We start from the raw sequence: 25,541 nt of genomic DNA, 5'->3' as shown, positions 1-25,541 counted from the left end.
GGATGAGATAAAGGGGTGAGAGATCTTGGGCACGTTTTGGGTAACGAAAGGGCCTCGTTACCCGGTTAACGTCACAAAAAGTGATTAATTGGCAAGGTCGGCAACGAAGGTTCGTTTTACACCAACTGCAGTTTTAAGTTTGTTCTTTATCCATTGGTTATACAGCCCAAACTCGGAGTGGACTGGCCAAAATAGAGAAGCGACCACCTTTCTTCCAAAGAACTCAGTGTTGTTTGTGATAGTAACGAGTTTGCTTTTGTCAGCTAGCGGCTGAATTATATGCTCTGGCAAGAAAGCAATTCCTTTTTTTTCAGCGCATAAGTCAACAATGGTCGAAAGATCATCAAAGCGCCATGAGCAGCGTAGCGCGATATCAGAGAGATTGAGCAGTTCATCAAACCCATCCATTAGTAACACTCGCCACTGGTTACAATCGACGCCATGCACAAGTTCTGGATGACCTACCCACCAACAATTAACTTTGTACAATTCGTCAGTATTAAACTCATTGTTTGTCTTGTGGTATGGGTTACCTAGGGCGAGGTCAATTTTCCCTTCGCTGATATAGTTACTCAATACAAAGCTTGGTTTAGTGACAACAACGAGGTCGATATTTGGAAACGCTTCTGAAAAATCGAATAGTGTCTTTTTTACATTCTCATTGAATACTAGAGGATCGATGCCAATACGGAAGACTGTGTTTTCCGATGAACTCATTTGTTTAGCGATGCCTAGTAAATCTCGATATCGGGAAACCAAAGGCGTAGATAGGTGAAAAAAGCGCTTACCTTTTTCAGTTAATGAGATTTTGCCATTTTCCCTGATAAAAAGTAGAAACCCTAAATCAGATTCCAAATTTTGTACTGCGGTACTCACTGTTGACTGGGATTTACCCATTTTACGTGCCGCAGAACTAAACGACCCTGTGTCTACCACAGCAACAAACGTGATTAAACTTTCAAATTGCAGTTTCATGAATAAACCAACCTAGCGAGAGCATTATCTACTTATAATTATATAATTTACATTCTAATGACATACAGTAACCTGCTAATGAAACGATGACAACAGTAGAGTATCTCCTCTTTTTCCAAAGTAAGACTTCTGCTTACTAAAGCATCAAGTAAAGGGTGGTTTAATAAAATTCAGAGTTACTTATAAAACTTGAATGCCGTTCCGCAAATTATACTTAAATTGCGACAAAGTGTGATCTGTGCCATACATATATGACTCATCGTACCTTCCTACGCTCTCAGTTAGAAGATTTCTAAAACTCTAACTTACTGTAAAGTAAGGACTTATAAAAACTACACCATTATGCAATTGTGATAACAATATCGAAACACGAGTCTCTCTATCGATAATATCGATAGCAGCTATTTTCTTCACTTTATCCCTATAAACTAAAATGTTACATGCTTATTGTTGAATAACGTTCAAGGGAATAAAAATATGATTACTAAGCTATATGTAAAAGCAGCGACTTTTTTAAACGAATTTAAGCGTGATGAACGCGGTGTAACGGCTATTGAGTATGGCTTGATTGCTGCAGCTATGGCTGCCGCATTGGCGGTAACTTTTGGTAGTAGTGGCGATATTGTAGCCCCACTTAAAGCGATCTTCACAAAAGTAGTTTCTGCTATAGGCGGAACTAATACCTAATAATCTTCGCAAACGAGCCTTTTTTAGTTAAAAGGCTCGCTAAGGTAGTGATGATTTTAGAGTTCTATTTAATACTATCAGCAGTCATATATATATTAGTTTGCTTTTGTGATCTTAGCTGGCGCAAAATACCTAACAATTTGCTTGCTGTACTTTTGCTTGTTCAGTTTACAGGTGTTTACTTTAGTAATTTCTTTATTGTTAGCTCCATTCTCATTCTCGTCTTGGGTATGTTGGCCTATTCTGTAGGCATATGTGGTGCCGGCGATGTAAAGTTCTGTGCCCTGGCGGCCCTTTCGTTGCCTATAAGCTCACTTAGTGTTGCTCTGACATTGACTGCTTTGTTTGGCGGGGGATTGGCGGTGCTTGCAGTGCTGTTGGGTTGGCTTACACGACGTCGACCTAATCCTATTAATTACCGTCAGCTTCCATATGGCATTGCAATTAGCTTGGGTTTCTATATCACGATTTATGACCATTTGATGCCGTTTTTGGCATCCTAATTGGATACTACAATGAGACAAAAGATAGTTTTTGTCGTAGCGTTGCTTGCGCTCGTTACGGGAGTCGTTGGTTTTATGGGATTGCTCGACAAACCCACAAGCTTGGGAAGTCCTACAATAACAGTAGCCCCTCAAGTAGAGGATGAGTACGTGTCCGTATGGCGCGCTACCGTTGACCTCAAAAAAGGGCAACCGCTTGATACCGTTTTAGTAAAAAAAGAACAGCTCTCGTTAAATCTCGCTCGCGAGCAGGGCGTTAAAACGGACGTTAAGCTAAGTTTCAATCCGTCAACTTTGCTCAATCGTAGTTTGAAAAACGGTGAGCTAATATTGCCCGAATATCAAACAAAACACGGTGAACCAGGTTATGTTGATTTGTTAATCACTGAAGGTATGACGGTATACCCACTTCGCGTGAATGCAAGCAATATGGTTAACGATTATATTCGACCAGGAACCTACATTGACATACTTACCGTCAGCTCTCCAACGGTTAACCTTGCATCTACTTCAGACAAGCCACGCCATTTCACTGGTGTGAAAGCAGATATGTTTCTTAAGCGCGTTAAGGTACTGGACTTAGGCGGTGTTGCCATTGGTACAGATAATGTTCGTGCAATTACTTCAAACTCCGGTGATGATATGGCGACCATTATTATAGAAGTCGAGCCCGATCAAATTTCACGTTTAGCTTTAGCACAGCGCACCATGCATATCGAGGTATACCGCAGTCAAACTTATAAACAAGCCATGCATGTTGAAGTTAGAAACATCATTGACAACTTCACAGGTGTAGAAGAACTGCGGGGTCCAGAGAGCATAACCAAATCAGGAGGTGGCTACTGATGCGGTTAGTTAACTTATGTGTGCCACGGCTGCTGAGTACGATATTGCTATTGATTTCGGCAACACAGTGTGTGCAGGCCGCAGAGCGCTATATCACTCTTAACGAAGGAACTCATATCAATCTATCTTCTACCATTGGTAAAGTGTTTATCAGTAATCCAGCGGTCGCTGACTATAAAGTGATCGATGACAGTACACTGGTTGTTTTTGCCAATAGTGCGGGGCAAGCGCGACTCATTGTATATGGTACTGAGCAGGATGTTTTATTGTCTGATCGCATAGTCGTCGATTTAGATCTTAGTCAAGTTAGGAAGCAACTGTCGTTCCACTTTCCTGATGTTGAGGTCAAGGTTCAATCTATTGGAACTCAGGTTGCGGTAAGTGGTGTTGTCAGTTCAGAGCAAGAGCGAGATGATATTTATCGTATGGTAGCTACGTTGTTAGGTCGCGAGAAAACTGAACGTTGGGAGAAATCAGAAAAACTGAAGTTTAAATCTGAATACTTGGATATAGAAGAACCTGAGAGCATGGTTTTTGCACGCAATATGACTTGGGAAGGCATTATTGAGCGTCTCGAAGTCGCCACGTCACAACAAGTGAATGTAAAGATTTCCGTTGCTCAAGTGACTGAAAATTTCGGTGAAACCATCGGGGTAGATTGGCAAAGTGTTGGCTCAAGTGTCGGGCAATTCGTGTTCAATCAATTTGAAGCTGCGGATTTGACAACAATTATTTCTGCATTAGGCAATGACAGTGTTGCTCAAATTCTCGCAGAGCCGAATCTAACCGTTCTATCCGGTGAATCTGCGAGCTTCTTAGTCGGAGGTGAGGTACCTGTTGTTATTACTACCAATAGCAACGTCAATATCACCTACAAAGAGTTTGGCATTAAGCTAGACCTGACTGCAAAAGTGCTTAGTGAAGACAAAATAAAGATGCAGCTTTTCCCTGAAGTAAGTGAAATTGATGGGTACGTTAAGTCTGCCAATATTGATGTTCCACAACTGGCATCACGCAGGGCGATGACCACCGTTGAGTTAGGTGACGGAGAGAGTTTTATTCTCGGCGGTTTGATGAGCAGTGCCGATTATGAAGAGCTACAAAAACTTCCTCTTGTGGGCGATATTCCCATTATTGGTGCCGCGTTTAGAAAGTCTATTACAGAGCGCAGACGTACCGAGTTGGTCATCGTTGCGACGGTAAACCTTGTTAAGCCCACTCGTTCAACGGATATCCAACTTCCTTATATGCGCAAAACGCCAACATTGTCACGATGGCTAAACCTGGAAGGTGAGGCTAGTCAAGCACCAGCTTCAGATGCAACCATTCGATTATTGTCTGAAGGAGGCTTTATTCAATGAGAAGTAGAATCTTAGCCTTATTAGCTAGCGTTATGCTATTTGGATGTACGGCAGAGCGTTATTTTGTCGGTGACGGAGTAGAAGCTTTGGTTTATCAAGAGAACCATCGCTTTGAGTTTACTGTGAAACAGCCAGCTTCAGTAAAAAGTCAGTTAGTCCAACTTGTTCAAGCTGCGGAAAAGCAAAATGCCACGGCGCATTACTCAATCGTTTATCGAACCAAAGGCATGAAACAGCTCGCCAAGGATGTAATGAAGCGTTTTCCAGAGCTGACTTTGAATAATCATCGTGTCGACTATGAGTATCACGCAAAGGAAAAAGCAGATTTGGTCGTCAATATCACGTTGCACAAAGTAAAAGCCGAAAGTTGTAAGCCTTCACAAGTAATGCTGGAAACTTATAAAAGAAATTGTTTCGTCGAGTCATCTCGTATGCAACAGGTCGTCAACAAAAATAGGCTGGTTGGAGAGTAAAGATGTTTGATCTAACCAAAGCGTTAAGCAGCAAAGCTAAAGTTACCCAACAGCAAAATCCAACAGGGGTAGCTGGCTGCACACTTTTTTATCAATCCTCAGAGTGTCTTGAGTTAGTACGTGAGATCTTTCGTTTTGAAGGCTGGAACGACCCTGACTGTATTCGGTTTAACCAAAAAGTGACTAAGCTGACGACCGAGCAGAGTAGCCACATTGTCGTTTTGGAACTGAATGAGTCAGAGGATGTAGTACGTGATGCGACAGAGTTTGCCAGACGCCTTCCAACTCACAAAGGGGTTGTTGTTATTGGTAAAGAGGATGCGATCTCTACGCTTCGTGCCCTTAAGGAGCTCGGCTTTTATTATGTTTTCTGGCCCGTCAACAAAACAGAGTTCGCAGATTTTCTCACCCACGTAAACAAAAACCTACAAACCTTTTCAGGCGTTAGCCAAAAGCGGAAGGCGAAAAGAGTCGCGGTCGTAGGAGCGAAGGGTGGTGTTGGAAATTCTTTCATTGCGGGAGAATTGACTTCGATGCTTGCCGCCCAAGGAACAGACTCCCTGTTAGTCGATCATCAATATAGCAACTCAGATGTTGACGTATTGCTTGCACTTAAAGGGTTCAAGCCAAGGGTTATTGACGAGTTTGCCGCGCCTTTACACGAAATGGATGAAGAGGGTGCTCTAAGCTACTTACACTCCGTACGTAAAAACCTCAGACTGTTGGCGCTTGACAGTGATATGAGTCAGGAAAATATCCTTACTTATAATCAGACCCTCTGTGATCTACTGTCGAGAAACACGAATTTTATTGTCGAAGATTTTTCAGGAAGCGTGAACTTTAAGCTCGAACCACAAATGCTCGTCGACAACTTTGATGTGGTCGTTATGATTATTGACCCCTCGGTAGCCGCAATGCGCAGTGCGAAACGCCTGCAGGAGCGAATTAGGAACATACAGCTTACTCTCTCGAAGAAAACGCGTCTTATTACGTTGGTAAACTATCATCGACCGCCTGCATCTTTTGTTATCCAAAAAAGTGAGCTTAATCGCTATCTAGGTGCCAACGTGGATCTCGAAATGCCATACAGCAAGCACCTTGAGCACATCATTATTGATGGTAAAAGTGCTCATAAACATGATCGCCAAATTAGTAGGTCTTTAGGTCAGTTGATTAAGCTCATTAATGGTCAATCCATCGAAGAAAGAGGATTAAAAACGTGGTTTAAAAAAGGCGCTAAGAAATGAGTTCAAATAAAGAGTTATATTTGGCGTTTCGAAGCCAAATTTTTGAAGCGCTTGACGCCGAAGCCGTTCAGAAGATGGAACGTAAAGATCTTGAAGCACAGATCGCCAGTGCAGTAGATCTGTTGGCTGCCAACTATCGACGTCCAATTACTGCGATGATGAAGTCGGGTTTAGTAAAAAGTTTGGTCGATGAACTGTTTGGACTGGGACCGCTTCAACCATTAGTAGAAGATCAATCGATCACCGACATCATGGTGAACGGCCCAAGTAATATTTTCTTTGAGCGTCATGGAAAAGTGCAAAAGTCAGATCTGACGTTCGTAAATGAAGAGCAGCTTCTTTCAATTGCAAAACGAATAGCATCTAGAGTTGGCCGTCGAGTCGATGAGCTTTCACCAACGGTGGACGCACGACTAGAAGATGGTAGCCGTGTCAATATTGTCATCCCTCCCATTGCATTAGATGGTACATCCATATCTATTCGTAAGTTTAGGGAACAAAAAATAGCATTTGAGGATTTGGTCGGTTTTGGTTCGATGTCACCCGATATGGCAAGAGTGCTTATGATAGCGGCACGCTGTCGAATGAATGTACTCATCTCTGGTGGTACCGGTTCGGGTAAGACCACGCTTCTCAATGCCATGTCTCACTATATTGCTGAAGACGAGCGTATTGTAACCATAGAAGATGCGGCGGAATTGCAACTGGGACAGCCCAACCTCGTGCGATTAGAAACTCGTACGGCGAGTATTGAGCAAACTGGCAAAGTTACTCAACGGGACTTGGTGATAAACGCTTTGCGTATGCGACCAGACCGAATCATCTTGGGTGAGTGTCGTGGCTCTGAAGCGTTTGAAATGCTACAGGCTATGAACACCGGCCATGATGGCTCAATGTCCACGCTCCATGCTAACACCCCTCGAGATGCGATAGCGCGCGTAGAGTCGATGGTAATGATGGCAAACCTCAATCAACCTTTGGATGCGATTCGACGAACCATCGTAAGCGCCGTGCAATTAATTGTCCAAATTAACCGCCTTAGGGATGGTTCACGTAAAGTAACGAGCATTTCAGAGGTGGTCGGCCTAGAAGGAGACAACGTTGTCATGGAAGAAATATATCGATTCCAGTATGACGATGCTCATTATGGTGAAGCGGTAAAAGGATCTTATGTAACAAACGGCATCATGCAGCGCTCAGAACTGGTCAAAAAATCACAGTTCTTCGGATTGTATGATGACCTTATGAATTCCTTCCGAGGCATATGATCATGATTTGGCTGTCTCTGATTTTGTTTGCCTTGGCTCTACTACTGATGCAAAACGGTAGGAAAAAGAAAGTCGATTACTTTTTTCAAATGGAAGAAGTTGCAAACGAGTCATTTGATGCGATCAATGTTAAGGATCTCGTTGCCAAAAAAGGTTGGCAAAGGACACTAGACCACATTAAACACAATCTAGGTATTCTGGGGCCTAGGTTTGTCATTTACATCGTTGCCTATTTTGCAGCTAGTGTATTTTTGTCATGGTACGTTCTGCATCGTGTGTTAGCGATTTATAACGGTTGGTTGTTCATTGGTTCGACAATATTTCTTATGATTATTGGCTACCGCTTTTTAGTAGATAAGCGTCGGAAAGACTTTGAACGAACGTTTCCGGATGCGTTAAACATCATGATGAGTGCAGTTACCGCCGGTGACAGCCTTATGCAGGCGATAACTTATGTTGGCAATACAATGGAAAATAGTATTGGCCGAGACTTTAAGTATATGGGTAACCGCCTAAAGATGGGCGAAACACCTGAAGTCGTTTTACAAAGGGCATGTAAAGTCTATCCATATCCAGAATTTGTTTTCTTTACATTGACGTTAAAAGCCAACATTAGTCGAGGCGGCCAGTTGAAAGGGGTGCTTGCTCGGTTGATTAGAGTGTTGGTCGATTCGAGAACGATGGAGAAGAAAAAATTAGCAATGACCTCTGAGGCGCGAATTTCGGCCAAGATCGTAGCAGCCATCCCACTAGGCTTTTGTTTTTTACTCAATGCCATCAGCCCTGAAAAAATAGATTTCATTCTTTATGACCCGCAAGGCCAGAGCATTCTGTATTACGTGATTGGAAGTGAGTTGCTCGGATTGTTTGTGATTTGGTTACTACTTAAAGGGGTACGATAATGATCACTTTTATCGCCATTGTCGTTTTTGTTGGTGCTTCCGTGTTTTTTGTTGTCGATTCATACCAACGACAAAAAAGAACGGCAAGAGTTGAGCAATATCTTAAAGAAGAGGATTTTAGACCTCCCTCTAAAGTAAGTATGTTGTTGCTTAGGTTTGGTAACAAACACAGAAAAGAGCTTGAAAACAAATTCCTCGAAGCTGGATTTTATAATAAAGAGTTAGCAAAATTCTACTTCCCGATTAAATTGATTGCGGTTGGTGTACTAGTAGCCGCAAGCATGGTCACGGAGATGGAGTGGCAGTCAAAGATGTTAACGATCCTGTTTGGGTTAGTTGCAGTGATCGTCGTCCCAGATATATTGTTGGACCTGAAAAGAAAAACGTTAATTTCTAGCACTTCCTCAAAGCTACCGTATTTGCTAGACATGCTGTCAGTTTGTGTTCAAACCGGCATGACAATTGAAGCATCTTTTGATTATTTGAGTAAAGAGTTAGATTCTTTTGATAAGGATTTGTGCTATCAGGTTAAAAGAACAGCAGAGTCGTCGAAGATTAAAGGGCTGGAAAGTGCGCTCAATGATTTGAGTGATAGGCTACCTACCCCAGAAGTCAGAAGTTTTGTATTGACAGTAATACAAAACTTACAGTACGGAACTTCAATTGCACAAGTTCTCAGCGATCTCGCAGAGGATATGCGTAAGATTCAACTGCTTACTATTGAAGAAAAAGTGGGCAAGCTTTCCTCTAAAATGGGCGTGCCATTGATTCTATTTATCATGTTTCCAATCGTGGTGCTTATTCTGGCACCCGCAGTCATCCAAATGTCAGCAAATATCGGAGGCTAGCAGATGTATTCTCGGTATTGGTTATTGTTGTGCAGTCTTTTTATGTTTGGGTGTGAGACGACATCCGTCCATAAAGAAGACCCCGTAGAAAGCATGACAAAGGTTAATAATTATGATGGTTTGATAAGTTATTATCAAACAAAGGTTGATAATAACCCGGATGACTTAACCGCTTATGAGCAAATCGCGCTTATCTACTTTGAGAAAGGTGACAATGAGTCGGCACAGTTTTACACCGACTACCTTTTTGAGAGGCAATATAAAACCAGCAAGTTGCTGGCTTTACGCGGAAAAATCTATTCACAAGAAGACGATGCTGCTCATGCAGTCGAAGCGTTCAATGAGTCTATTCTTTTGGGAAATACATCTGGAGAAGTGTACAACGACTTAGGTGTAGAACTGAGCAAGCAAGACAAATTTGAAGAAGCTATTTCGGCATTTAATACCGCTCGCTTAAAGGGGTTTGATGATCTCACGATTAAGAACAACCTTGCTGTTGTGTATATCGCACAAGGTAACGACAGTAAAGCGATACCTATATTAAGTCGCCTATTGGAAGTTCAACCAGAGCGTAAAAAGGTTCGTTCCAACTTAGCTATTGCACTTATTCGTAGCGGAGAGCTTGAAAGTGCAAAGATGCTATTGGGTGATTCATTTAGCGATAGAGAAATAGCGTTGGTAACTCAGCAGATACAAAATGCTGAGGTTCAGAGATGAACGCGATTCGAAGCTGGCGCAGGCAACTTGGAACAACCTCGGTCGAGTTTGCACTTGGCGGAATGGTTTTAATGTTTGCGACATTCGCTATTTTTGAGTCGTGCTATCAAGTTTATGTCGTCAACATGACGGAGTTCTCGCTACGAGAAACGATACGTAATACAAAAGTCGATCAAGGCATAGATGACACTCCCGAGAACTTGAATACTCACTATGAGAACTATTTTCGTTCACTTATCTCCGATAACAATAAAATTTGGCATTTCTTAATCGATGACAACAAGTTCACTATTCAGGGCAAGTACTATCGTAACTATGATGACTTTGTTGCAGGAGTAGGGGATTCCTCTCAGAGTATTGGCTTCTATTATGACTTAGCGGAGATAACCGTCGAGTATCAATATCAGCCGATGATAAGTATGTTTGGCACCGATACCGTAACCATTTCTCGAACCATGGTGCTAAATCTTGAACATCAGGGCTGGGGTGAAGATGAATAAACTATCGAAGCAGAGAGGCGTGTTCGCGATCGAGCTGGCATTTATCATATTTACGCTTTGTGCCATTTTTATGTTTGCCACCGATTTGAGCCACAAATTATTGGTCCGAGCCAAGCTCGATCGTACCAGTTTTGCCTTGGTGAACATTCTAAAGGAAAGGTATCGCTATTTTGACGGTGACATTACAAACAAAGTGAACTTAGAAGTCACGGAAACAGAGCTGGACGAAATGCGTCAAGTTGCTGCCAGGCTTCTTGATATCAATGCGGATCAGGTTGCAATTCAAATTGAATCACTGATTGATGCACAGTTTGAAACGCAGCTGGCGAGCAATAGGTTTAAAAGCCTAGGCTGTAGTTCGGGATCTATTGTGTCCGAACGTCACCTAGTTCCACAAGAAGGTTCTGTTCAGTTTCCATTGTATCGAGTGACCATCTGTGAGCAACACGAGTCATGGTTTGACCCTTTTGTAGATGGTGATATTGAAAGTGTCACCATCCACTCATCATCCGTGATGCCTGGGAGGTAATGTATGTCTAGACGTAAGCAGTTAGCTACAGCTTCTATCAAACGGCAAAAGGGCGTAGCAGGTATTTGGCTCGGTTTTACTCTAGTTCCTATCATGGGATTTACGTTTTGGGCTGTTGAAGGTACCCGCTATGTTCAGGAGTACAATCGCCTAGGTGATGCGAATGAAGCAGCGGCTATGGCTATGACCATTCAAGATAACCCTGCTTCTGCTGAACAGTTGGCAAAAGATTACTTGCAAAGCTATGTGCGCGATATCGATTCTATGTCTGTCGATTATAGAAGAACTTTCCAAGAGCAAGATAGGGATGCTGGGCAAGATGAGTTTGTTCAATATTCGGTTGATACCGTAACATCGCATAAGTCATGGTTTTCCAGCACATTTATTCCTTCTTTCGGTGAGCAAGTGAACTTAGGCGGCAGGGCAGTGGCCAAAAAGTACTCTGCGTACTTGGGTGATAATAATATTGATATTGTGTTTGTTGCGGATTTTTCAGGCTCAATGCGCTCAAGTTGGAAAGGTAGTCAGAACACGAAGATAAAAGATTTACAGCTTGCTATTAGTGAAGTATCTGCAAAGATATTGTGTGAAAAAATTGGTGACGAGGTAGTGGACGGTAAGGAAACTAAGGTCTGTTTGGATTCTACTCAAGCTGATATGGCGGATAAGTTAGACAACCGTATCGCGCTCGCACCGTTCAATACAAGGACAAGAGAGGTTGATGGAAGTTATGCATATTCAGTAAGTCAACTTCGATATAAGGGTAATTATGAATCAGTAGACTGGGATTGGTGGCGAACTAGAAGCTTTCGAGAAGTCTATTTGTGCGCTTCAAACAAAGAACAGTGTGTTGGCTCTTCACTATCAAGGCAGCTTGAGGCTGCAACAATAAAGGATGCTCTTAACATTTCAAGACGCTGGAGGTGGTGGGGATATCAGTATTCAGGCTCAAACTACCCAGATGTAAATGCTTATATTGACTATACAGAAACTGTCGCAGATATGTTAAGTGACAAATTTCCGCAATATTCGACAATGTACCGTGTGAATGATGTAAATCTATATGCAGGCTATGGGTATGATAGCAATACTCAATTCTATAATATCCCACTTACTAATTCATTAACGTCTATAAATCGTATAAACCAAATGAAAGCTGATGGCGCGACGGCAGCTTTCCAAGGAATACTTACGGGAGCACAGCTATTAGCTAAAGGAAACCCTAATTCACCCGACAAAGATGAGCAGGATGCTTACCTTTCTAAAGTAAAGATGCTATTGATTTTCAGTGATGGTCAGGAGTCTCCACATCCCAAAATACTTGAAAAGCTCGTTGCGAATGATATGTGCAATCATGCGAGGACGCTAATACCGGGGCTGTACATAGGCTTTATTGGAATAGATTTTGATGCAGACCTAATTGATGCTTTCCGGCAATGTGTTAACAATCCTGAACAAGACATCATTAAAGTAGGTAACCTTAATGATCTTATTGCAAAAATCGAAGAGCTAATCAAAAACGGTTCCAAATCCAATGGCTTCACTAAGTTGTACTAGGTGTAAAAATGAACAAATATCTATCTACTTTTCTGTTTCTTGTCAGTACTTCACTAATGGCAAGCACACCAGGCAATATCTACTGTAGTAATGCAGGGTTTGAAATGAATCATAGTGTTTCTACAGGCAAGGTCGTAGGATTGGCGCAATATCGTCGGGGTGCGTTGCAATTAGAGCGAGTTACTCAACCGCCATATGCGAAGAGCTTGACTTTGACTGCATCTGAATTGTTGGCCAACAACTCAGGCTGTGATAGTTACGTTAATACAAGGATAGTCAATGAGGTAAAAGTAGCAAGGGTCAACTTTGGCTTTGACCAAGCGACGCTGTCGCCAATGGCGCGTGACTCGCTCCACAAACTTGCTCAATCTATAGATCCGGATCATCAAATAGTGATTGAAGGGCATACCGACAATTTAGGAATAAATGAGTACAACCAAGCGTTAGGGTTGCAGCGTGCTCTGTCAGTATATGATATATTACGTTATCAAGGTGTCGATAAGCAAAATATTACGGTTCGTACATTAGGTGAAACGCAACCTCTTGAGCCAAATAACTCGAGCAAGAATCGAGCAATTAATCGCCGCGCTGAAATTATGGTTGTTACAGGTAACTAGGGCGTAGGGCTACATTACTTGAACTCCCTCTTAATTGATGAATAAGATCACACAAATATGCTCCATTGTAGCGACACTGCACTGGGGCTTTGATAGAATGGACACTTATTTCAGAATGAAACCTTCGCGATAAGAAAAAGCCGCACATGGAAATGCGTTGGCATTTAAGAAGGATTATGAGGTTGTTGTGAATCTAGAAAAAGTATTACCACACTTGAAAGCGAAAACATGGATAACGCTTGCAAGCGTGACCGTTATGTCGAGCGCTTGGGCTTCTGATCTGGTTAATAGTAGTGAACAGGCACAACTAGAAACGATTAATAGCGAGTATTCCTCCAGATATCGCGAAGTCGGCTTAGATGACACCGTTACACTTTATAATCAAACCTCCTCAAATATAGAAGCAAACAAAATCAAGCTGCTTAACAGCATCGATATCGTTAAAGCCGACTCAAAGGTTTTCCAAGAGAAGCTGGTATTGGGTGAGTACGATGAAGGTATCGCAGTCGCTCTTCGTGGTGTCTCATCGTCAATCCATAAGCTAAATCAAGAGCTTGCGGAAGCTGAGGCTAAGCTTGTCGAGCTTAACAAGACTATTGCTTCTAGCCAGTCTAGCGTTACTCAGATCGAACGCGATAAAAATGAGCAGTTACTTGCTCTTTATAGAAATATTAAAGATCGTCACGCAAAAGAGTCTAACGTCATTCATCGTGAAGATTACTCAGGCAAGTTAGAGTGTAAGGTTACAGAAAGTCTCTCTGCATGTGTGAATAGAAACCTACCATATATGAAGAATGCATTTGCTCTAGAGAAAGGTGGTAAAGAAAGAATCCAGCTGACTTCCTACAAAGTTTTAGATGCGACGCAAAAGCTGAATGGTGAGCTGACTTATACAGTATCTGCTGAGTACAAAAACGCCTTTAATTCAAACTTGGATGGTGAAATTCGTAAAGCACTTAACCTAGATAAAATCCGTTTTGTATTCCGTTCTAACTCCAGTGAAACAGAGTATTTTATAAATGATGAGAAAGTAGGAAGTGGTGATGCTATCGAACTATCTGGTAATTATGTAGGTGTTTATAACGTGCGTGCCGTCAATAAAGGTACAACCCAATCTTTACGTTTAAACCTTAAGAATGATGGAGATTACTTCTTCCCGTTTACTAAGAAAGCTCAAAAGTCACAACCTAAGAAACAACAGTCTTCAGTTGTGGTTGCAAAAAGTGAGAAAACCAATAAAGCTGCGCAAATCACGAAAACGGTTTTGAACGCACCTAAAAAAGGAAATAGCTTAGAGACAGGTACGTTTTCAAACACTGTTGTTTATAAAGATGAGGTGTTTACCTACCTGTATCCAGTCTATCGCGGTAACAACAAATCTGCAGAAGTATTCTTGAGTCGTGATGATGCGACCCAGTACTGCGAGCAGAAGTTATCCTCTAAGTTGCCGACACCTGCGGCTTACAAGTACTTGGAACTTTATGCGGATCTAAAACCGGGTGACTACTGGACAGATCAGGGTAGAGTTTACTCGTCACAGAAGAAAGATGTGTTTGATAAGACCTTCGACACTAACCGCTTTATTTGTATGGTGAGCATGAACTAGAGGTTTTTTCTCGAGCTTGCTATCCCTGCTAGAGAAGAGAACAAAAGAATGGCCACAACGGTTTTGTGACTTTACAGGCCTGATTTCGATACTTTATCGGAGTCGGGCCTTTTAGTTGATGGTTTCCTCTATAAGCCTTCTTTGGATCGTGAAGATTTGTTCTGCATCGCTCAGTTAATCTTAAGTATCCCTTTAAAATTTCGAAAAGTTCCGGGGCTCATGCCTGTTTTCTTCTTAAAAAATCTCGAGAAGTAAGAGACATCTTTAAAACCGCTTTGATAAGCGATGGCAGAGATTTGTTTGACTTCATTTGCGAGCAATAAACGTTTGGCATGTTCGAGTCTCAACTGGCTTACATGATCTCTGAAGCTTCGACCGACTCTTTTATGGAAGATGCGGGAGAAGTGCTGGGTAGATAGATGACAGTGTGCAGCCACATCAACCTCTCTCAGGTTTTCTTTATAGTGCTTCTCTATGTAGTGCAACGCTGCATCAATGGTATTGGGCTCTGGGTTTGTTTGTTGCTGATTAAGCTCCGTTGTTATGTGTGTTTCACTTACGCGCGATACGGTAGGTTGAGCGTCTCCGTTGTTTCCCAGCAAAGACGTAACGTGTTCAACTGCGAGTGCGGTTTTTTTAAGTGCTTGAGGGGAGGTGATATCAACATGAGCTTTGACGAGTCCACTCTTTAAATAAGCCTCAGGAACACTCGAGTCGTGAAACAGCACCAAGGTTTTAGAGAGGTTGTGGCAGATCTTCAGCAGGGTTAGTAGTGTAGTGTCGTTTTCATAACCTTCTGAAAAGTAGAAGCAAAACCGTTGAGAGGGCTGGGTGATAACAGAAACATCATCCTCAACTTCAATCAAGCTGATCTTGTCACTCAAATAGTCTCGTACAACCTTTGGAAGCAAAATAGTCGGCTTTCCCATCCAATACGCCATTTCTTCTCTCTCAAATCTGCGACAACACGCTTAAACTATATTATTAGTCTAGTAGAGCAGGTTTTTTTTACCAAAAAACATCATAAAAGTGACATCTAAACTTAAAATAATCTCATTGTTAATACACTCAACGCAGTTAACGCTATGATTTATTTCTGGTTGGGGCGTTTTTGAAGACCTCTTGATTTAGAATTCTAGCAGTAGGACATCATGAAAGTTATGGTTTTTAGTCAACCAATTGCTTTTATGTTTAAGTCTAGATCGACTAGTTTGTGCTTTTTCTAATACAGAAGTTTACTCGTGGATTAACTTAAGTTTAATAAAATAGGATTACTTTAGCGTAGTTGATATCAAAATAGTTACACAAATTGAATAAGAAAGTCCTAACTAATCGACATATATTCCCCTAACTTGAAAGAGCGTTAAGCAAACAGAGACCAAAAGGAGATTGTTATGTCGACGCTAACTAAACTATGTAAAGATTTCATCAAGGATGAAGAAGGTTTAACTATTTTAGAGTATGTCATTGGTGCAGCACTGATTATTACGGTCTTCGTTATCGCAGGCGGCGGTATTTGGGGAGATTTGAAAACAGAGCTTGATTCACAAATTGACAAAGTCGAGGCGTTATAAGTCTGAAGCCAGTGACCATGACCTCACATTTAGGTCATGGTCATAAGGCTTGGGGGGGTAAAATGGATTTTATCGAGTATGCGTTGTGGCTTCCACTTCTAACGGTAGCGGTGTTTGATATTAGAGATAATCGAATCCCAAATAATTGGGTAATTCTGTCTCTTATTTCAATGGTAGCGGCTCTTGCCTTTAGATATCAAGGAATAACAAATGTTCCAGCATCCAACCTTATCGCTTTTTTCGTGATGTTATCGTTGGGTTTTGCTTTGTTTAGTATGCGAGTAATGGCGGGCGGCGACGTTAAATTGATGGCCGTGTTAGCACTTGGGACAGGGCTTGAACACTTGACAACATTTTTAATGGTGACTGTGCTGTGTGGTGCAGTATACGGTCTTTTTTATCTTTTTAGTTATATCTCTCGCTCTCATCTAACCTTGAAGGACCAAGCTGTTGCGTACCTTCGGGAGCAGATCGTTTTGAGGCGTCATTTAGCGACCAGAATTTCTGACAAGATCCGCCTTCCATTCGCTCCTGCGATCATTACTGGATTTGCGCTATACCCGATGTGGGTTTAAGGACACTTTATGAATGCCATTACGTCGTTAGCAAACAAACCTTTGCTTTCACCTCAGATTGATCCTCCACCAATGCCTTCTGTTTTGAAGGAGCTTGATATACCTGTGGTTGTGTTGGAAAACTTGGTATTAAAGCACATTGCGCACCTGACCAAAGCGACGGTCCTTGAACTGGCAGACGCAATGGGAGTGAGCACCCATATTGTTGACGAGCTTCTCAATCATCTTAGAAAGCGTTCGCTGCTGGAAGTGTTCCAACCTATTGGACTGAGTGGCTCAACTGACCATGGTAACAATCAGGTGCGCTATGGGTTGTCAGCCTCTGGCGAGCAAGAGGCCGATTTAGCATTTATGAAAGACGCTTACGTTGGCCCAGCTCCAGTATCGTTGGATGACTACAGTAGAGTTGTGGCTTTACAAGACGTCAGAGTAAACAGTATTGGTTATGAGCAAATTGCGGGGGCTCTTAGAGGCGTTTATGGCGCGGAAAAAATGATAGACATCCTCGGTCCAGCACTTAATTCTGGCCGAGCGCTGTTGTTGTATGGAAACTCTGGTACCGGTAAAAGCTTTGTAGCAGCACAACTTATTAACTCATTTGAATCGTCTGTCTATATTCCATTTTCGGTTTACACATCCGGTAGCATTATTAGAGTCTTTTCAGATGCACACCATAAAATGTTGGACAACAACTCAACGGCCAATCGTATTCACTTTAATGAGCAGTACGACAAACGATGGGCACTGTGTGAGCGGCCAAATATTCAAGTGGGTGGTGAACTTACCATGGAGATGTTGGAGGTTAATCACTCTCAACACAACCGTGTTTGGTTAGCACCACTTCAAATGCTGGCTAACAATGGACTGCTTATTATTGATGACTTAGGTAGACAAAAAATATCAGTTGGAGCATTGCTCAATCGCTGGATTGTGCCGATGGAATATTGTGTCGATTATCTTCAATTGCCTAATGGACAACAGGCGGCTATCCCGTTTACGCTTAATTTAGCTTTCTCAACAAATTTAAATCCACTTGATATAGGTGACCCTGCTTTTTTACGTCGTTTAGGGTACAAAATAGAGTTCTACCCTTTGAGTCAAGAAGATTACATGACTCTGATAGAAGAAGTATCAGAAAAGAGAGGGCTAATTATAAATTCAGAGTTTAGGGAAATGGTATTACGACTGCATAGTACAGATAGAATACCATTTTACCCTTGTATCCCAAAAGACATTATTGGGATATGTAGTGACATTATTAAATTTAATCAAGAGTCTAACGTAATTACGCCATCTATATTGGAGTCAGCATGGCGATTATATTGCACTTCCGATGGAATGGGAGGAAATAATGAGTAAATCGCAAGTCTTTTTGTTGATGTTGATCTCTGCTGTATTAGGCTTGGCTGCCGTTTATATCGCCAAGCAATGGATGGAAGAACAGAATCAGCCGCAGGTTGTGACAGAAACGGTTGAAAGAGAGCCGGTGGTCTTTGTTGAACAAGAAATCATCGCAGGTACGATAATAGAGAGCAAACATCTGTCGGTTAAGTTGTTAGAAACTGATTGGGTCGACGACGAAGATCACTTCTCTACTGTCGATGATGTTGTCGGAAAAGTTGCCAGCACATCGTTGTTTCCGGGTGAAATCGTTCATTCTTACCGACTCTCTGTTCCGGGTGAGGGCTCTACTCTTGCGGCTGTGATTGAGGACGATAAACGAGCTGTGACGATACGAGTCAATGATGTCATCGGTGTTGCAGGCTTTTTGCTTCCGGGGAATAAAGTAGACGTTCTAAACACGGTTAAGTTCAATCAAACTCGGTCTAAGACAGATACCGTGTTGAAAAACATTAAAGTGCTAGCAGTAGACCAGACAGCCAGAACTAATGATAACAAGCCTGTCATTGTAAGAGCGGTGACGCTGGAAGTGACACCAAAAGAAGCTGAAAAGCTTCTAACCGCAAAAAGCAATGGCGAAATACAACTGGCGCTGCGAAATCCTCACCAAAAAGACAAGCCAGTTGCGAAAAGAACTTACGTTCCACAACCAAGTGTAACGATCATTAAAGGAACTCAATCCTCAAATATAAGAGTAAGGGACTAAGGTAATACTATGAAATGGATTGTCAGTATACTCATCGCTTATCTTTTTAGCACAGTTTCGTTAGCAGCAACTCAAGCTGGAAAATTAGTTAGTGTGCCTCACCACAAGTCTAAGAACGTCATCCTTGCAGGCAAGGCGAAGCGTGTCTCTCTTGGAGATCCAGATGTACTTGATATTGTCATGCTGCGCTCTAATGAAGTGTTTCTGATCGGCAAAAAGCTTGGTTCAACAAATCTGATGGCATGGGATTCTAGAGGAAGATTGATTGAGTCCATTAACATTGAGGTGACTCACGATCTTAATGGTGTGAAGTCAAAACTCTATGAGTTCCTGCCAAACGAAACCATTGAAGTTCATAGTTCTCAAGACAAGCTGATACTCAGCGGGCAGGTGAGCAACCAAGCTGTTATGAACATGGCCGTTAAAGTCGCCGAAACGTTTACCGCAGGTGCACCTGCTGACGAGGGGACAGAATCTAAAGATGAGACAGTAGCCGATACCAAGGTTATCAATCTAATGTCGATAGGCGGCGCTCAGCAAGTCATGCTCGAAGTGACGGTAGCTGAAGTGCAGCGCAGTCTGGTTCGACGCTTTGATTCAGATTTCCATTTCTTCAACCAAAATGGCAACTTCGGTTGGGGAGCAACGAGTGGTGGTGCCGTGATTGATGAGATTGGAGGTGGCGTTGGGCCAATCTTTAACGTACCGAATATCGAAGAAACAGGCTTGCTGGCGACCTTCTTGGATGGAAACACGTTATTCACGCTCGCGCTCGATATTGCCAAAGAGAACGGTGTGGCCAAGGTACTAGCAGAGCCAAACTTAACAGCATTGAGTGGCTCTAAGGCTGAGTTCTTGGCAGGTGGTGAGTTTCCAATTCCGGTTCCCAACAGAGATGGCATCACGGTCGAGTATAAAGAGTATGGTGTTGGCCTCAAGTTCGTCCCAACCATTCTTTCTGATCAAAAGATTAATCTAGTTTTATCTGTCGATGTGAGTGAAATCGCCAACTCTGGGTCACTCACCCTTGATCCAATAGAGACCAACGCGACCTACATTATCCCACCTATTACGAAACGCACAGCTGCATCAACATTGGAGCTGGCTGACGGGCAAACTATCGGGATTGCGGGCCTACTTAGTGAAAATGTGAGAGATGTTTCTAGCAAGCTTCCTGGCGTTGGCGATGTGCCGGTACTCGGGCAGCTTTTCAATAGCCAGGAGTTTATATCGGGTGAAACAGAGCTGGTCATCCTTGTAACGCCGAGATTGGCGACGCCTGTGGACCGTTCAAAATTGCTTTTGCCAACGGACGCGTTTGTTAAACCTAATGATGTTGAATTCTATCTACTCGGGCAGGGTTCATACATCGCTGAGATGGATGACGCAAGCAACGCTAACCAACAAAGCCAAACGACGACAACCGTTCCATCTAATCAAGGTGGATCTGAAGGTTCATTTGGACACTCGTTATAAGGGACATGCAATGAACAGACAAACATTGGGAATTATTTTAGCGACATTTGTTCTCTTTGGGTGTGCAAATGATGCGCCACTGGGGCAGTCGGTTGCGAAGCTCAAATATGAACAAACATACGACCACAACGCGACAGCCAACAACTTAGGCGTTGTGCCAACTGGCACTGGGGCTAGGATGCAAGTGGCTTATGACGAGTATGCTGGTCAGTCCGCTTATGATGGTAAAGCGGAAAAAGTTCTTGGAAAAGACTTAGTACAACAGAGAAGAAGTTCTAGATAGAGGTGATGTATGAATCGCGCTCGGAAAATGACGAAATCAACAAAACGGCAAAGAGGGTTAACGCTGATCCTTTTTACCTTGGTGTTTATTGTTTTTATGTTTTTCGCCGGTTTGGCTTTCGATTTTAATCATGCCACCTTAAACAAAACGCGATTACAAAACAGTGTTGACGCAGCGGCGCTTGCTGCTGCGGTCAAAGTCAGTGATGGTTCTGACACTACAGTGGCGACGGCAGCAGCTAAAGCGGCCATAGCGACTCTATTTTCTGCCTCTGGGAATACCGAGGTGACGGTTCCTGATTCATCGATTACCGTCGAGTACTCCAATGACCCTCAAGATTTTTCTGGTGGCTACGATTCAACCTTGGTGACCTTTGTTCGAGTATCTGTGGCGGATGTTCCGCTGACGAGTTTCTTCATCGGGTTTTTTGGTTCTTCCAAACAGGGCGCTGCCAGTGCAGTCGCAGGGCCAAGTTCTTCACTGAACTTTGCGTGTAATATCGTACCGATCGCCGTATGTGCGGCTACGACTAGCGGTGCTAATGATTTCTTGGGGTTTAATTTCCATCAAGTTTATGAACTAAAAGTCGCGGATCAAAACGCTTCTGACATGGGGCCAGGTAATTTCCAGCTATTGGATTTTGGTTCTGGTGCTAACACGGTGAGAGATGCGTTGGCCGGCGGTTTTGACGGCTGTGTTGATATTACTGAGAATGCGACGACCAAACCGGGTAATACCATAGGCCCAGTAGGTCAGGGGCTAAATACGCGATTTGGCGATTACTCGGGTGGTGGTGTGAGCGCTGCTGACTTCCCACCGGATATATATGTCAGGGAGCCAATTACAGGAGCAACCACGGACGATGCGGGCAATGTGGTCTACGACAACGCATTCCTATACTCGGATTACTTGAATGGTGTTGCTACTTGTGACGGTTCGGTCAGTGGCGATTGTACTTCAGGAAACAAAGGTCGACGCATCTTACCCATCCCCATGGTTGATTGTACCGGGGCTGGTGGCGGGGCGACGACGCTACCAATTACCTCCATTGGTTGTTTTTTCTTGCTGCAGAAAGCACCGAATAATAATGGTGCAAAGGATGGGGTATTTGGAGAGTTTATAGAAGACTGTACAGTTGAGAACGGTGCTTTTGGGTCGGTTCCGGGTTCTGAAGGCTTGTTTAAGATTCAGCTCTATAAAGATCCAGGGAGTGGTGAATCATGAGATACAAAGCATCAGATAAACAGCATGGTCTTGCGGTCATAGAGTTAGTGTTAGTAACACCGCTTATCATCATTTTTATGGCTCTTTTTTTAGAGGTGGGCAGTTTTTTTATTGACCATCAAACACTCAATAAAATGGTTCGCAATGGTGCTCGTCATGCGGTTACAGAGGTCTACGGAACCGTAGGGGGTGGCATTGCAGATTCAGATGAGGTTAAAAATTTGGTCGTATATGGCGTTAGGTCAGGCGGCACAGAATCTTTGCTCGAAGGCGTAACTGTAGACGATGTGACGGTCGTAGAAGCAGGTAGTGTTGTCACTGTGAGTGCGAGCTACACCTATTCACCGCTCTACTCGACTATACCGTTCTTAACTCAGGCGTTGAGCGTCACTATGTCAGCTTCAGCGATTATGGAGAAAAGAGATGAATAGGTATAGCAGAGACCGTAGCCGAAAGTCTTCAAAAGGGTTAACGATTCTAGAATTCACCTTGACAGTGTTGGTTTCAATGCTTCTCGTTCTCTCTGCATTTGAGTTTGGTCGCTATGTCTACTCGATGCAAATGCTAAACGAAATGACGAGAAAAGCGGCACGACTGGCGGCGGTCTGCTCCATTGGCGATCGTGATGATATTAAGGATCTCGCGGAGATTGTCGAAAACCGTCCGTATGGTTTTACCGCCGATGATCTGGAAATAGCCTACTTAGATCGAGATGGCAGTGAAGTAACGGTTGATGGCTACAGCTCTATGTCAACCGATGACAAAGATGATGTGCTCTCGCAAGTAAGATATGTACAAGCGTTCGTGTCGGATGACTATAAGTTCCAGTTTGTCCGATTTTTATCGTTTTTAGGTGATGCAGGAAGCATAAAAGTACCTAATTACCAGACGGTTATACCGGCGGAAAGCCTTGGTGTTGTAAGACCAACTCAAAGTTCCCCATCCGGTGCAACCGAAGACTGCTAGGAGGCGATCATGGGAGAAGCGGTGCCGATCAATAACAATATTGGTGTTGGAGTTCAATTTTCGTTGAAGACCAACCTTCATATTTGGACCTTACACAGTTCGAACGAGTTTAAAAGTCACATCCGTAGTGAACTTGCCCGCAGCAAAAACACAGTGGTTGAGTATATTTCACTTTCCGCTGTGAGCGAGGAAGGGTTATCCAGTTTTCATGAACCAGACATCATCATTGTAGAAGCGAGCGAAGACTGGGCAGAGAAGATTGCGGACCTGCAAAAATACAACCTACCTTTCGGTGAAAACGAGGTCTCGTTGTTGGTCTTCGGTGATGACAATGACAGTGGAAATCTCAAGTTAGCACTTAAACTCGGAGCCGCGGACTACTATTCCCGTCATGCTGAGATAGAGGTCTTCGTCCCATTTTTACGAGAGATAGCAGAGCACAAAATCGCAAACAGGAAAATGGGAGAGCTTTTTCTGTTTATGAATGCGAAAGGTGGTAATGGAGCTTCCACTCTCGCATTAAACTCCGCTGTCGCGCTCGCAGAGAAATTTCCTAATCAAGTGCTCCTAATCGATATTGACACCCAGTTTGGGCTACTCAATGAGTACTTAGATATCTCTCCCAAATATGGTTTGGTTGAAGCGATTGAGACGCTCCAAGATATGGATGAATCCTCGATAAGCAGTCTTGTGACTAAGTATGGCGGTAAGCTGCACACCATCGGTTTCACTAGGGGACAAGGTAGTATCGCGATAGCGAAGTCAACCGATGTTCAAAAATTAATACCTATGCTGAGACAGTACTACAAATACGTGATTATTGACTTTTCAAGGGGGATTGATCCGATATTTTCACCACTAGTAACGCCTGCAACTAAGATATTTTTGGTACTACAGCAAAACTACATGTCACTTAAAAATACCAGTCATCTCGTCAAGAGCCTAAAGCTAGAGTTTGGTGTTGTTACCGATAGTTTGAGTGTTGTGATTAACCGTTTTGATAAAGGTCAGTCTATCTCCATCAAGGATGTAGAGACGACGGTTCCTAATATTAAAGTGGACGTTATCCCCAATGACTTTAAGAACGCAAATGAAAGCGCCAACCTTGGCAAACCGGTCGTCGAGTACCGCAGAAAAAGTGCCATTGGCAAAGCGATCCATAAGCTCTGTTCAGATCTGATGCCTGAAGAGACTAAACAGAAAGGATGGCTAGCGCGCTTATTCAGCTAATCCAAGGAGGGATAGTATGTTTTTTAGGAAGAATAGCAGTCCAAACAATGATATCGAAAGCCGTGTAAAAGGGAGTCGGGACTCTACTTCGGCGGATAGTGCCAAAACGATCACCGAGGTCGAGACAACGTCAGACACAGAAGACATCCATGACGTTGTTAGTCTTAAACAAAAAGCGATTGAAGACACAAGAAAGCAGTTGGAACAAGATCTTGCTGTTAAGCACTACTTCCATCGAAAATTAATGGACACGCTGGACTTGGGTTTATTGGCGTCTTTGGAAGAGAAAACGGCGAGAACTGAGCTTCATAATGCAGTTTGCCAATTGATGGACGACGATAACGAGCATCCCTTGAGTCTGGAAGGTAGGCAGCGCGTCTTATCTCAGATCGAAGATGAAGTGTTTGGCTTAGGTCCCCTAGAACCACTGCTAAAAGATACCTCGGTGTCGGATATCTTGGTCAATGGTGCCAAAAACGTTTATGTCGAACGCTTTGGTCGACTTGAGAAAACACCTTACACGTTTTTAGATGACCGACATTTACGTAATATTATTGACCGAATTGTAAGCCTTGTGGGCCGTAGAATTGATGAAGCATCACCTATGGTCGACGCTCGCTTGACCGATGGCTCTAGGGTCAATGCGATCATCCCACCTCTTGCTATTGATGGCCCGTCAGTGTCGATACGTCGATTTGCCGTTGATAGGCTCACCATGGACAATTTGTTGGAGCTGGATTCGGTATCTCCTGAAATGGCAAAGTTTGTCGAAGGAGCCGTGAAAGGAGAGCTTAACGTATTGATTTCCGGAGGTACAGGCTCTGGTAAGACAACGACTCTTAATATTTTTTCTGGCTTCATTCCATCCGATCAACGCATCATTACGATTGAAGACTCAGCAGAACTTCAGCTTCAACAACCCCATGTCATTCGCTTGGAAACCAGACCGGCTAACTTAGAAGGTAAAGGCGAAATTACTCAGCGCGAGTTAGTTAAAAACTCACTACGTATGCGACCCGACCGTATTGTTGTTGGTGAGGTGAGGGGGAGTGAGGCCGTAGATATGTTGTCTGCGATGAACACAGGTCATGATGGCTCACTCGCTACTATTCACGCCAATACACCTCGCGATGCATTGAGCCGCGTTGAAAACATGTTTGCTATGGCAGGTTGGACGATATCGGCTAAAAACTTGAGGTCACAAATTGCTTCTGCAATTCACATTGTCGTTCAAATGGAACGTCAGGAAGATGGCAAGCGAAGAATGGTGTCAATTCAAGAAATCAATGGCATGGAGGGAGAAATTATTACCATGTCAGAGATCTTTAGGTTTGAGCGAGAGGGCATCGACAGCGAAGGCAACGTAAAGGGGAAGTATGTAGCGACTGGAGTGGTACCCGATTGCCATTCTCACCTAACGAAACGGGGCATCGATGTGCCGTTTGAACTTTTTAATGATTTAAAGTGAGT

28 protein-coding genes are annotated in these 25,541 nt (G+C 43.1%); 26 read left to right on the top strand and 2 right to left on the bottom strand.

Translation table 11 applies throughout. The features are described from left to right. Positions 1–84: 84 nt before the first annotated feature. Positions 85–975, bottom strand: a complete 891-nt coding sequence (locus AC6I8U_RS09230) for a LysR family transcriptional regulator (RefSeq protein WP_498016644.1) — start codon at positions 973–975, stop codon at positions 85–87. A 477-nt stretch (positions 976–1,452) separates the two neighbouring features. Here AC6I8U_RS09230 and AC6I8U_RS09225 point away from each other — a divergent pair, with 477 nt between their 5' ends. From AC6I8U_RS09225 to AC6I8U_RS09155, 15 genes are all read left to right on the top strand, one after another. Further along, entirely contained in the window at positions 1,453–1,662 is a 210-nt protein-coding gene (locus tag AC6I8U_RS09225) for a Flp family type IVb pilin (protein WP_498016643.1), read from the top strand. 50 nt (positions 1,663–1,712) lie between these two features. After that, positions 1,713–2,165: a prepilin peptidase gene (locus tag AC6I8U_RS09220; RefSeq protein ID WP_498018346.1), complete on the top strand. Its 453-nt coding sequence runs from the start codon at positions 1,713–1,715 to the stop codon at positions 2,163–2,165. A 12-nt stretch (positions 2,166–2,177) separates the two neighbouring features. Beyond that, complete coding sequence (gene cpaB, locus AC6I8U_RS09215; RefSeq protein WP_498016642.1) at positions 2,178–3,011, top strand: Flp pilus assembly protein CpaB; 834 nt, start codon at positions 2,178–2,180, stop codon at positions 3,009–3,011. Then, positions 3,011–4,372, top strand: coding sequence for a type II and III secretion system protein family protein (locus tag AC6I8U_RS09210; protein ID WP_498016641.1), 1,362 nt, complete (start codon positions 3,011–3,013; stop codon positions 4,370–4,372). Before cpaB (AC6I8U_RS09215) ends, AC6I8U_RS09210 begins: the two co-directional genes overlap by 1 nt. Continuing rightward, entirely contained in the window at positions 4,369–4,845 is a 477-nt protein-coding gene (locus AC6I8U_RS09205) for a hypothetical protein (protein ID WP_498016640.1), read from the top strand. The genes AC6I8U_RS09210 and AC6I8U_RS09205 overlap by 4 nt, the downstream gene beginning before the upstream one ends. A 2-nt stretch (positions 4,846–4,847) precedes the next feature. Next, positions 4,848–6,092 (top strand): CpaE/TadZ family protein, encoded by a 1,245-nt coding sequence (locus AC6I8U_RS09200; protein WP_498016639.1) that lies wholly within the window; start codon positions 4,848–4,850, stop codon positions 6,090–6,092. Then, positions 6,089–7,360 (top strand): TadA family conjugal transfer-associated ATPase, encoded by a 1,272-nt coding sequence (locus AC6I8U_RS09195; protein WP_498016638.1) that lies wholly within the window; start codon positions 6,089–6,091, stop codon positions 7,358–7,360. The genes AC6I8U_RS09200 and AC6I8U_RS09195 overlap by 4 nt, the downstream gene beginning before the upstream one ends. Before the next feature lie 2 nt (positions 7,361–7,362). Then, the gene (locus tag AC6I8U_RS09190; protein WP_498016637.1) at positions 7,363–8,262 is read left to right on the top strand and encodes a type II secretion system F family protein; all 900 of its coding nucleotides are present in this window, start codon (positions 7,363–7,365) and stop codon (positions 8,260–8,262) included. Next, the gene (locus AC6I8U_RS09185; RefSeq protein ID WP_498016636.1) at positions 8,262–9,110 is read left to right on the top strand and encodes a type II secretion system F family protein; all 849 of its coding nucleotides are present in this window, start codon (positions 8,262–8,264) and stop codon (positions 9,108–9,110) included. Before AC6I8U_RS09190 ends, AC6I8U_RS09185 begins: the two co-directional genes overlap by 1 nt. Positions 9,111–9,203: 93 nt before the next feature. Further along, positions 9,204–9,827 (top strand): tetratricopeptide repeat protein, encoded by a 624-nt coding sequence (locus AC6I8U_RS09180; RefSeq protein WP_498016635.1) that lies wholly within the window; start codon positions 9,204–9,206, stop codon positions 9,825–9,827. Positions 9,828–9,832: 5 nt separating this feature from the next. Beyond that, positions 9,833–10,327, top strand: a complete 495-nt coding sequence (locus AC6I8U_RS09175; RefSeq protein ID WP_498018345.1) for a TadE/TadG family type IV pilus assembly protein — start codon at positions 9,833–9,835, stop codon at positions 10,325–10,327. Beyond that, positions 10,320–10,856: a tight adherence pilus pseudopilin TadF gene (gene tadF, locus AC6I8U_RS09170; protein WP_498016634.1), complete on the top strand. Its 537-nt coding sequence runs from the start codon at positions 10,320–10,322 to the stop codon at positions 10,854–10,856. Before AC6I8U_RS09175 ends, tadF begins: the two co-directional genes overlap by 8 nt. A gap of 3 nt (positions 10,857–10,859) precedes the next feature. Next, positions 10,860–12,413, top strand: a complete 1,554-nt coding sequence (locus AC6I8U_RS09165; RefSeq protein ID WP_498016633.1) for a TadE/TadG family type IV pilus assembly protein — start codon at positions 10,860–10,862, stop codon at positions 12,411–12,413. 8 nt (positions 12,414–12,421) lie between these two features. Then, positions 12,422–13,030: an OmpA family protein gene (locus AC6I8U_RS09160; protein ID WP_498016632.1), complete on the top strand. Its 609-nt coding sequence runs from the start codon at positions 12,422–12,424 to the stop codon at positions 13,028–13,030. Between the two features lie 157 nt (positions 13,031–13,187). After that, positions 13,188–14,636, top strand: a complete 1,449-nt coding sequence (locus tag AC6I8U_RS09155; RefSeq protein ID WP_498016631.1) for a hypothetical protein — start codon at positions 13,188–13,190, stop codon at positions 14,634–14,636. A gap of 170 nt (positions 14,637–14,806) precedes the next feature. Here AC6I8U_RS09155 and AC6I8U_RS09150 read toward each other — a convergent pair whose 3' ends face one another. Then, a complete protein-coding gene (locus AC6I8U_RS09150; protein ID WP_498016630.1) occupies positions 14,807–15,577 on the bottom strand; it encodes a helix-turn-helix domain-containing protein in 771 nt (256 codons plus the stop codon). A gap of 453 nt (positions 15,578–16,030) precedes the next feature. Between AC6I8U_RS09150 and AC6I8U_RS09145 the strand changes: the two genes are divergently transcribed. The 11 genes from AC6I8U_RS09145 to AC6I8U_RS09095 all read left to right on the top strand — a co-directional run bounded on the left by AC6I8U_RS09145 (position 16,031) and on the right by AC6I8U_RS09095 (position 25,539). After that, positions 16,031–16,210 carry a Flp family type IVb pilin gene (locus tag AC6I8U_RS09145; protein WP_353496052.1) on the top strand — a complete coding sequence of 60 codons (180 nt, stop codon included), beginning with the start codon at positions 16,031–16,033 and terminating at the stop codon, positions 16,208–16,210. Positions 16,211–16,272: 62 nt separating this feature from the next. Then, positions 16,273–16,785, top strand: coding sequence for an A24 family peptidase (locus AC6I8U_RS09140; RefSeq protein WP_498016629.1), 513 nt, complete (start codon positions 16,273–16,275; stop codon positions 16,783–16,785). Positions 16,786–16,794: 9 nt separating this feature from the next. Continuing rightward, on the top strand, positions 16,795–18,144 hold the full coding sequence (locus AC6I8U_RS09135; RefSeq protein WP_498016628.1) for a DUF8689 domain-containing protein: 1,350 nt from the start codon (positions 16,795–16,797) through the stop codon (positions 18,142–18,144). Beyond that, a complete protein-coding gene (cpaB, locus tag AC6I8U_RS09130; RefSeq protein ID WP_498016627.1) occupies positions 18,137–18,892 on the top strand; it encodes a Flp pilus assembly protein CpaB in 756 nt (251 codons plus the stop codon). Before AC6I8U_RS09135 ends, cpaB (AC6I8U_RS09130) begins: the two co-directional genes overlap by 8 nt. 9 nt (positions 18,893–18,901) lie before the next feature. Next, positions 18,902–20,368: a type II and III secretion system protein family protein gene (locus AC6I8U_RS09125; protein WP_498016626.1), complete on the top strand. Its 1,467-nt coding sequence runs from the start codon at positions 18,902–18,904 to the stop codon at positions 20,366–20,368. A 10-nt stretch (positions 20,369–20,378) separates the two neighbouring features. Beyond that, the gene (locus AC6I8U_RS09120) at positions 20,379–20,651 is read left to right on the top strand and encodes a hypothetical protein (RefSeq protein WP_498016625.1); all 273 of its coding nucleotides are present in this window, start codon (positions 20,379–20,381) and stop codon (positions 20,649–20,651) included. Between the two features lie 27 nt (positions 20,652–20,678). Further along, a complete protein-coding gene (locus AC6I8U_RS09115; protein ID WP_498016624.1) occupies positions 20,679–21,875 on the top strand; it encodes a TadE/TadG family type IV pilus assembly protein in 1,197 nt (398 codons plus the stop codon). Next, positions 21,872–22,306, top strand: a complete 435-nt coding sequence (locus AC6I8U_RS09110; protein WP_498016623.1) for a TadE family protein — start codon at positions 21,872–21,874, stop codon at positions 22,304–22,306. The genes AC6I8U_RS09115 and AC6I8U_RS09110 overlap by 4 nt, the downstream gene beginning before the upstream one ends. Further along, entirely contained in the window at positions 22,299–22,841 is a 543-nt protein-coding gene (locus tag AC6I8U_RS09105; RefSeq protein WP_498016622.1) for a TadE/TadG family type IV pilus assembly protein, read from the top strand. Before AC6I8U_RS09110 ends, AC6I8U_RS09105 begins: the two co-directional genes overlap by 8 nt. A gap of 9 nt (positions 22,842–22,850) precedes the next feature. Then, complete coding sequence (locus tag AC6I8U_RS09100) at positions 22,851–24,071, top strand: CpaE/TadZ family protein (protein ID WP_498016621.1); 1,221 nt, start codon at positions 22,851–22,853, stop codon at positions 24,069–24,071. A gap of 16 nt (positions 24,072–24,087) precedes the next feature. After that, the gene (locus AC6I8U_RS09095) at positions 24,088–25,539 is read left to right on the top strand and encodes a TadA family conjugal transfer-associated ATPase (protein ID WP_498016620.1); all 1,452 of its coding nucleotides are present in this window, start codon (positions 24,088–24,090) and stop codon (positions 25,537–25,539) included. The last annotated feature ends 2 nt before the right edge of the window (positions 25,540–25,541 follow it).

It is taken from the genome of Vibrio sp. KUL80 (assembly GCF_059725495.1).
This window is presented reverse-complemented; position numbering and strand designations above follow the sequence as displayed.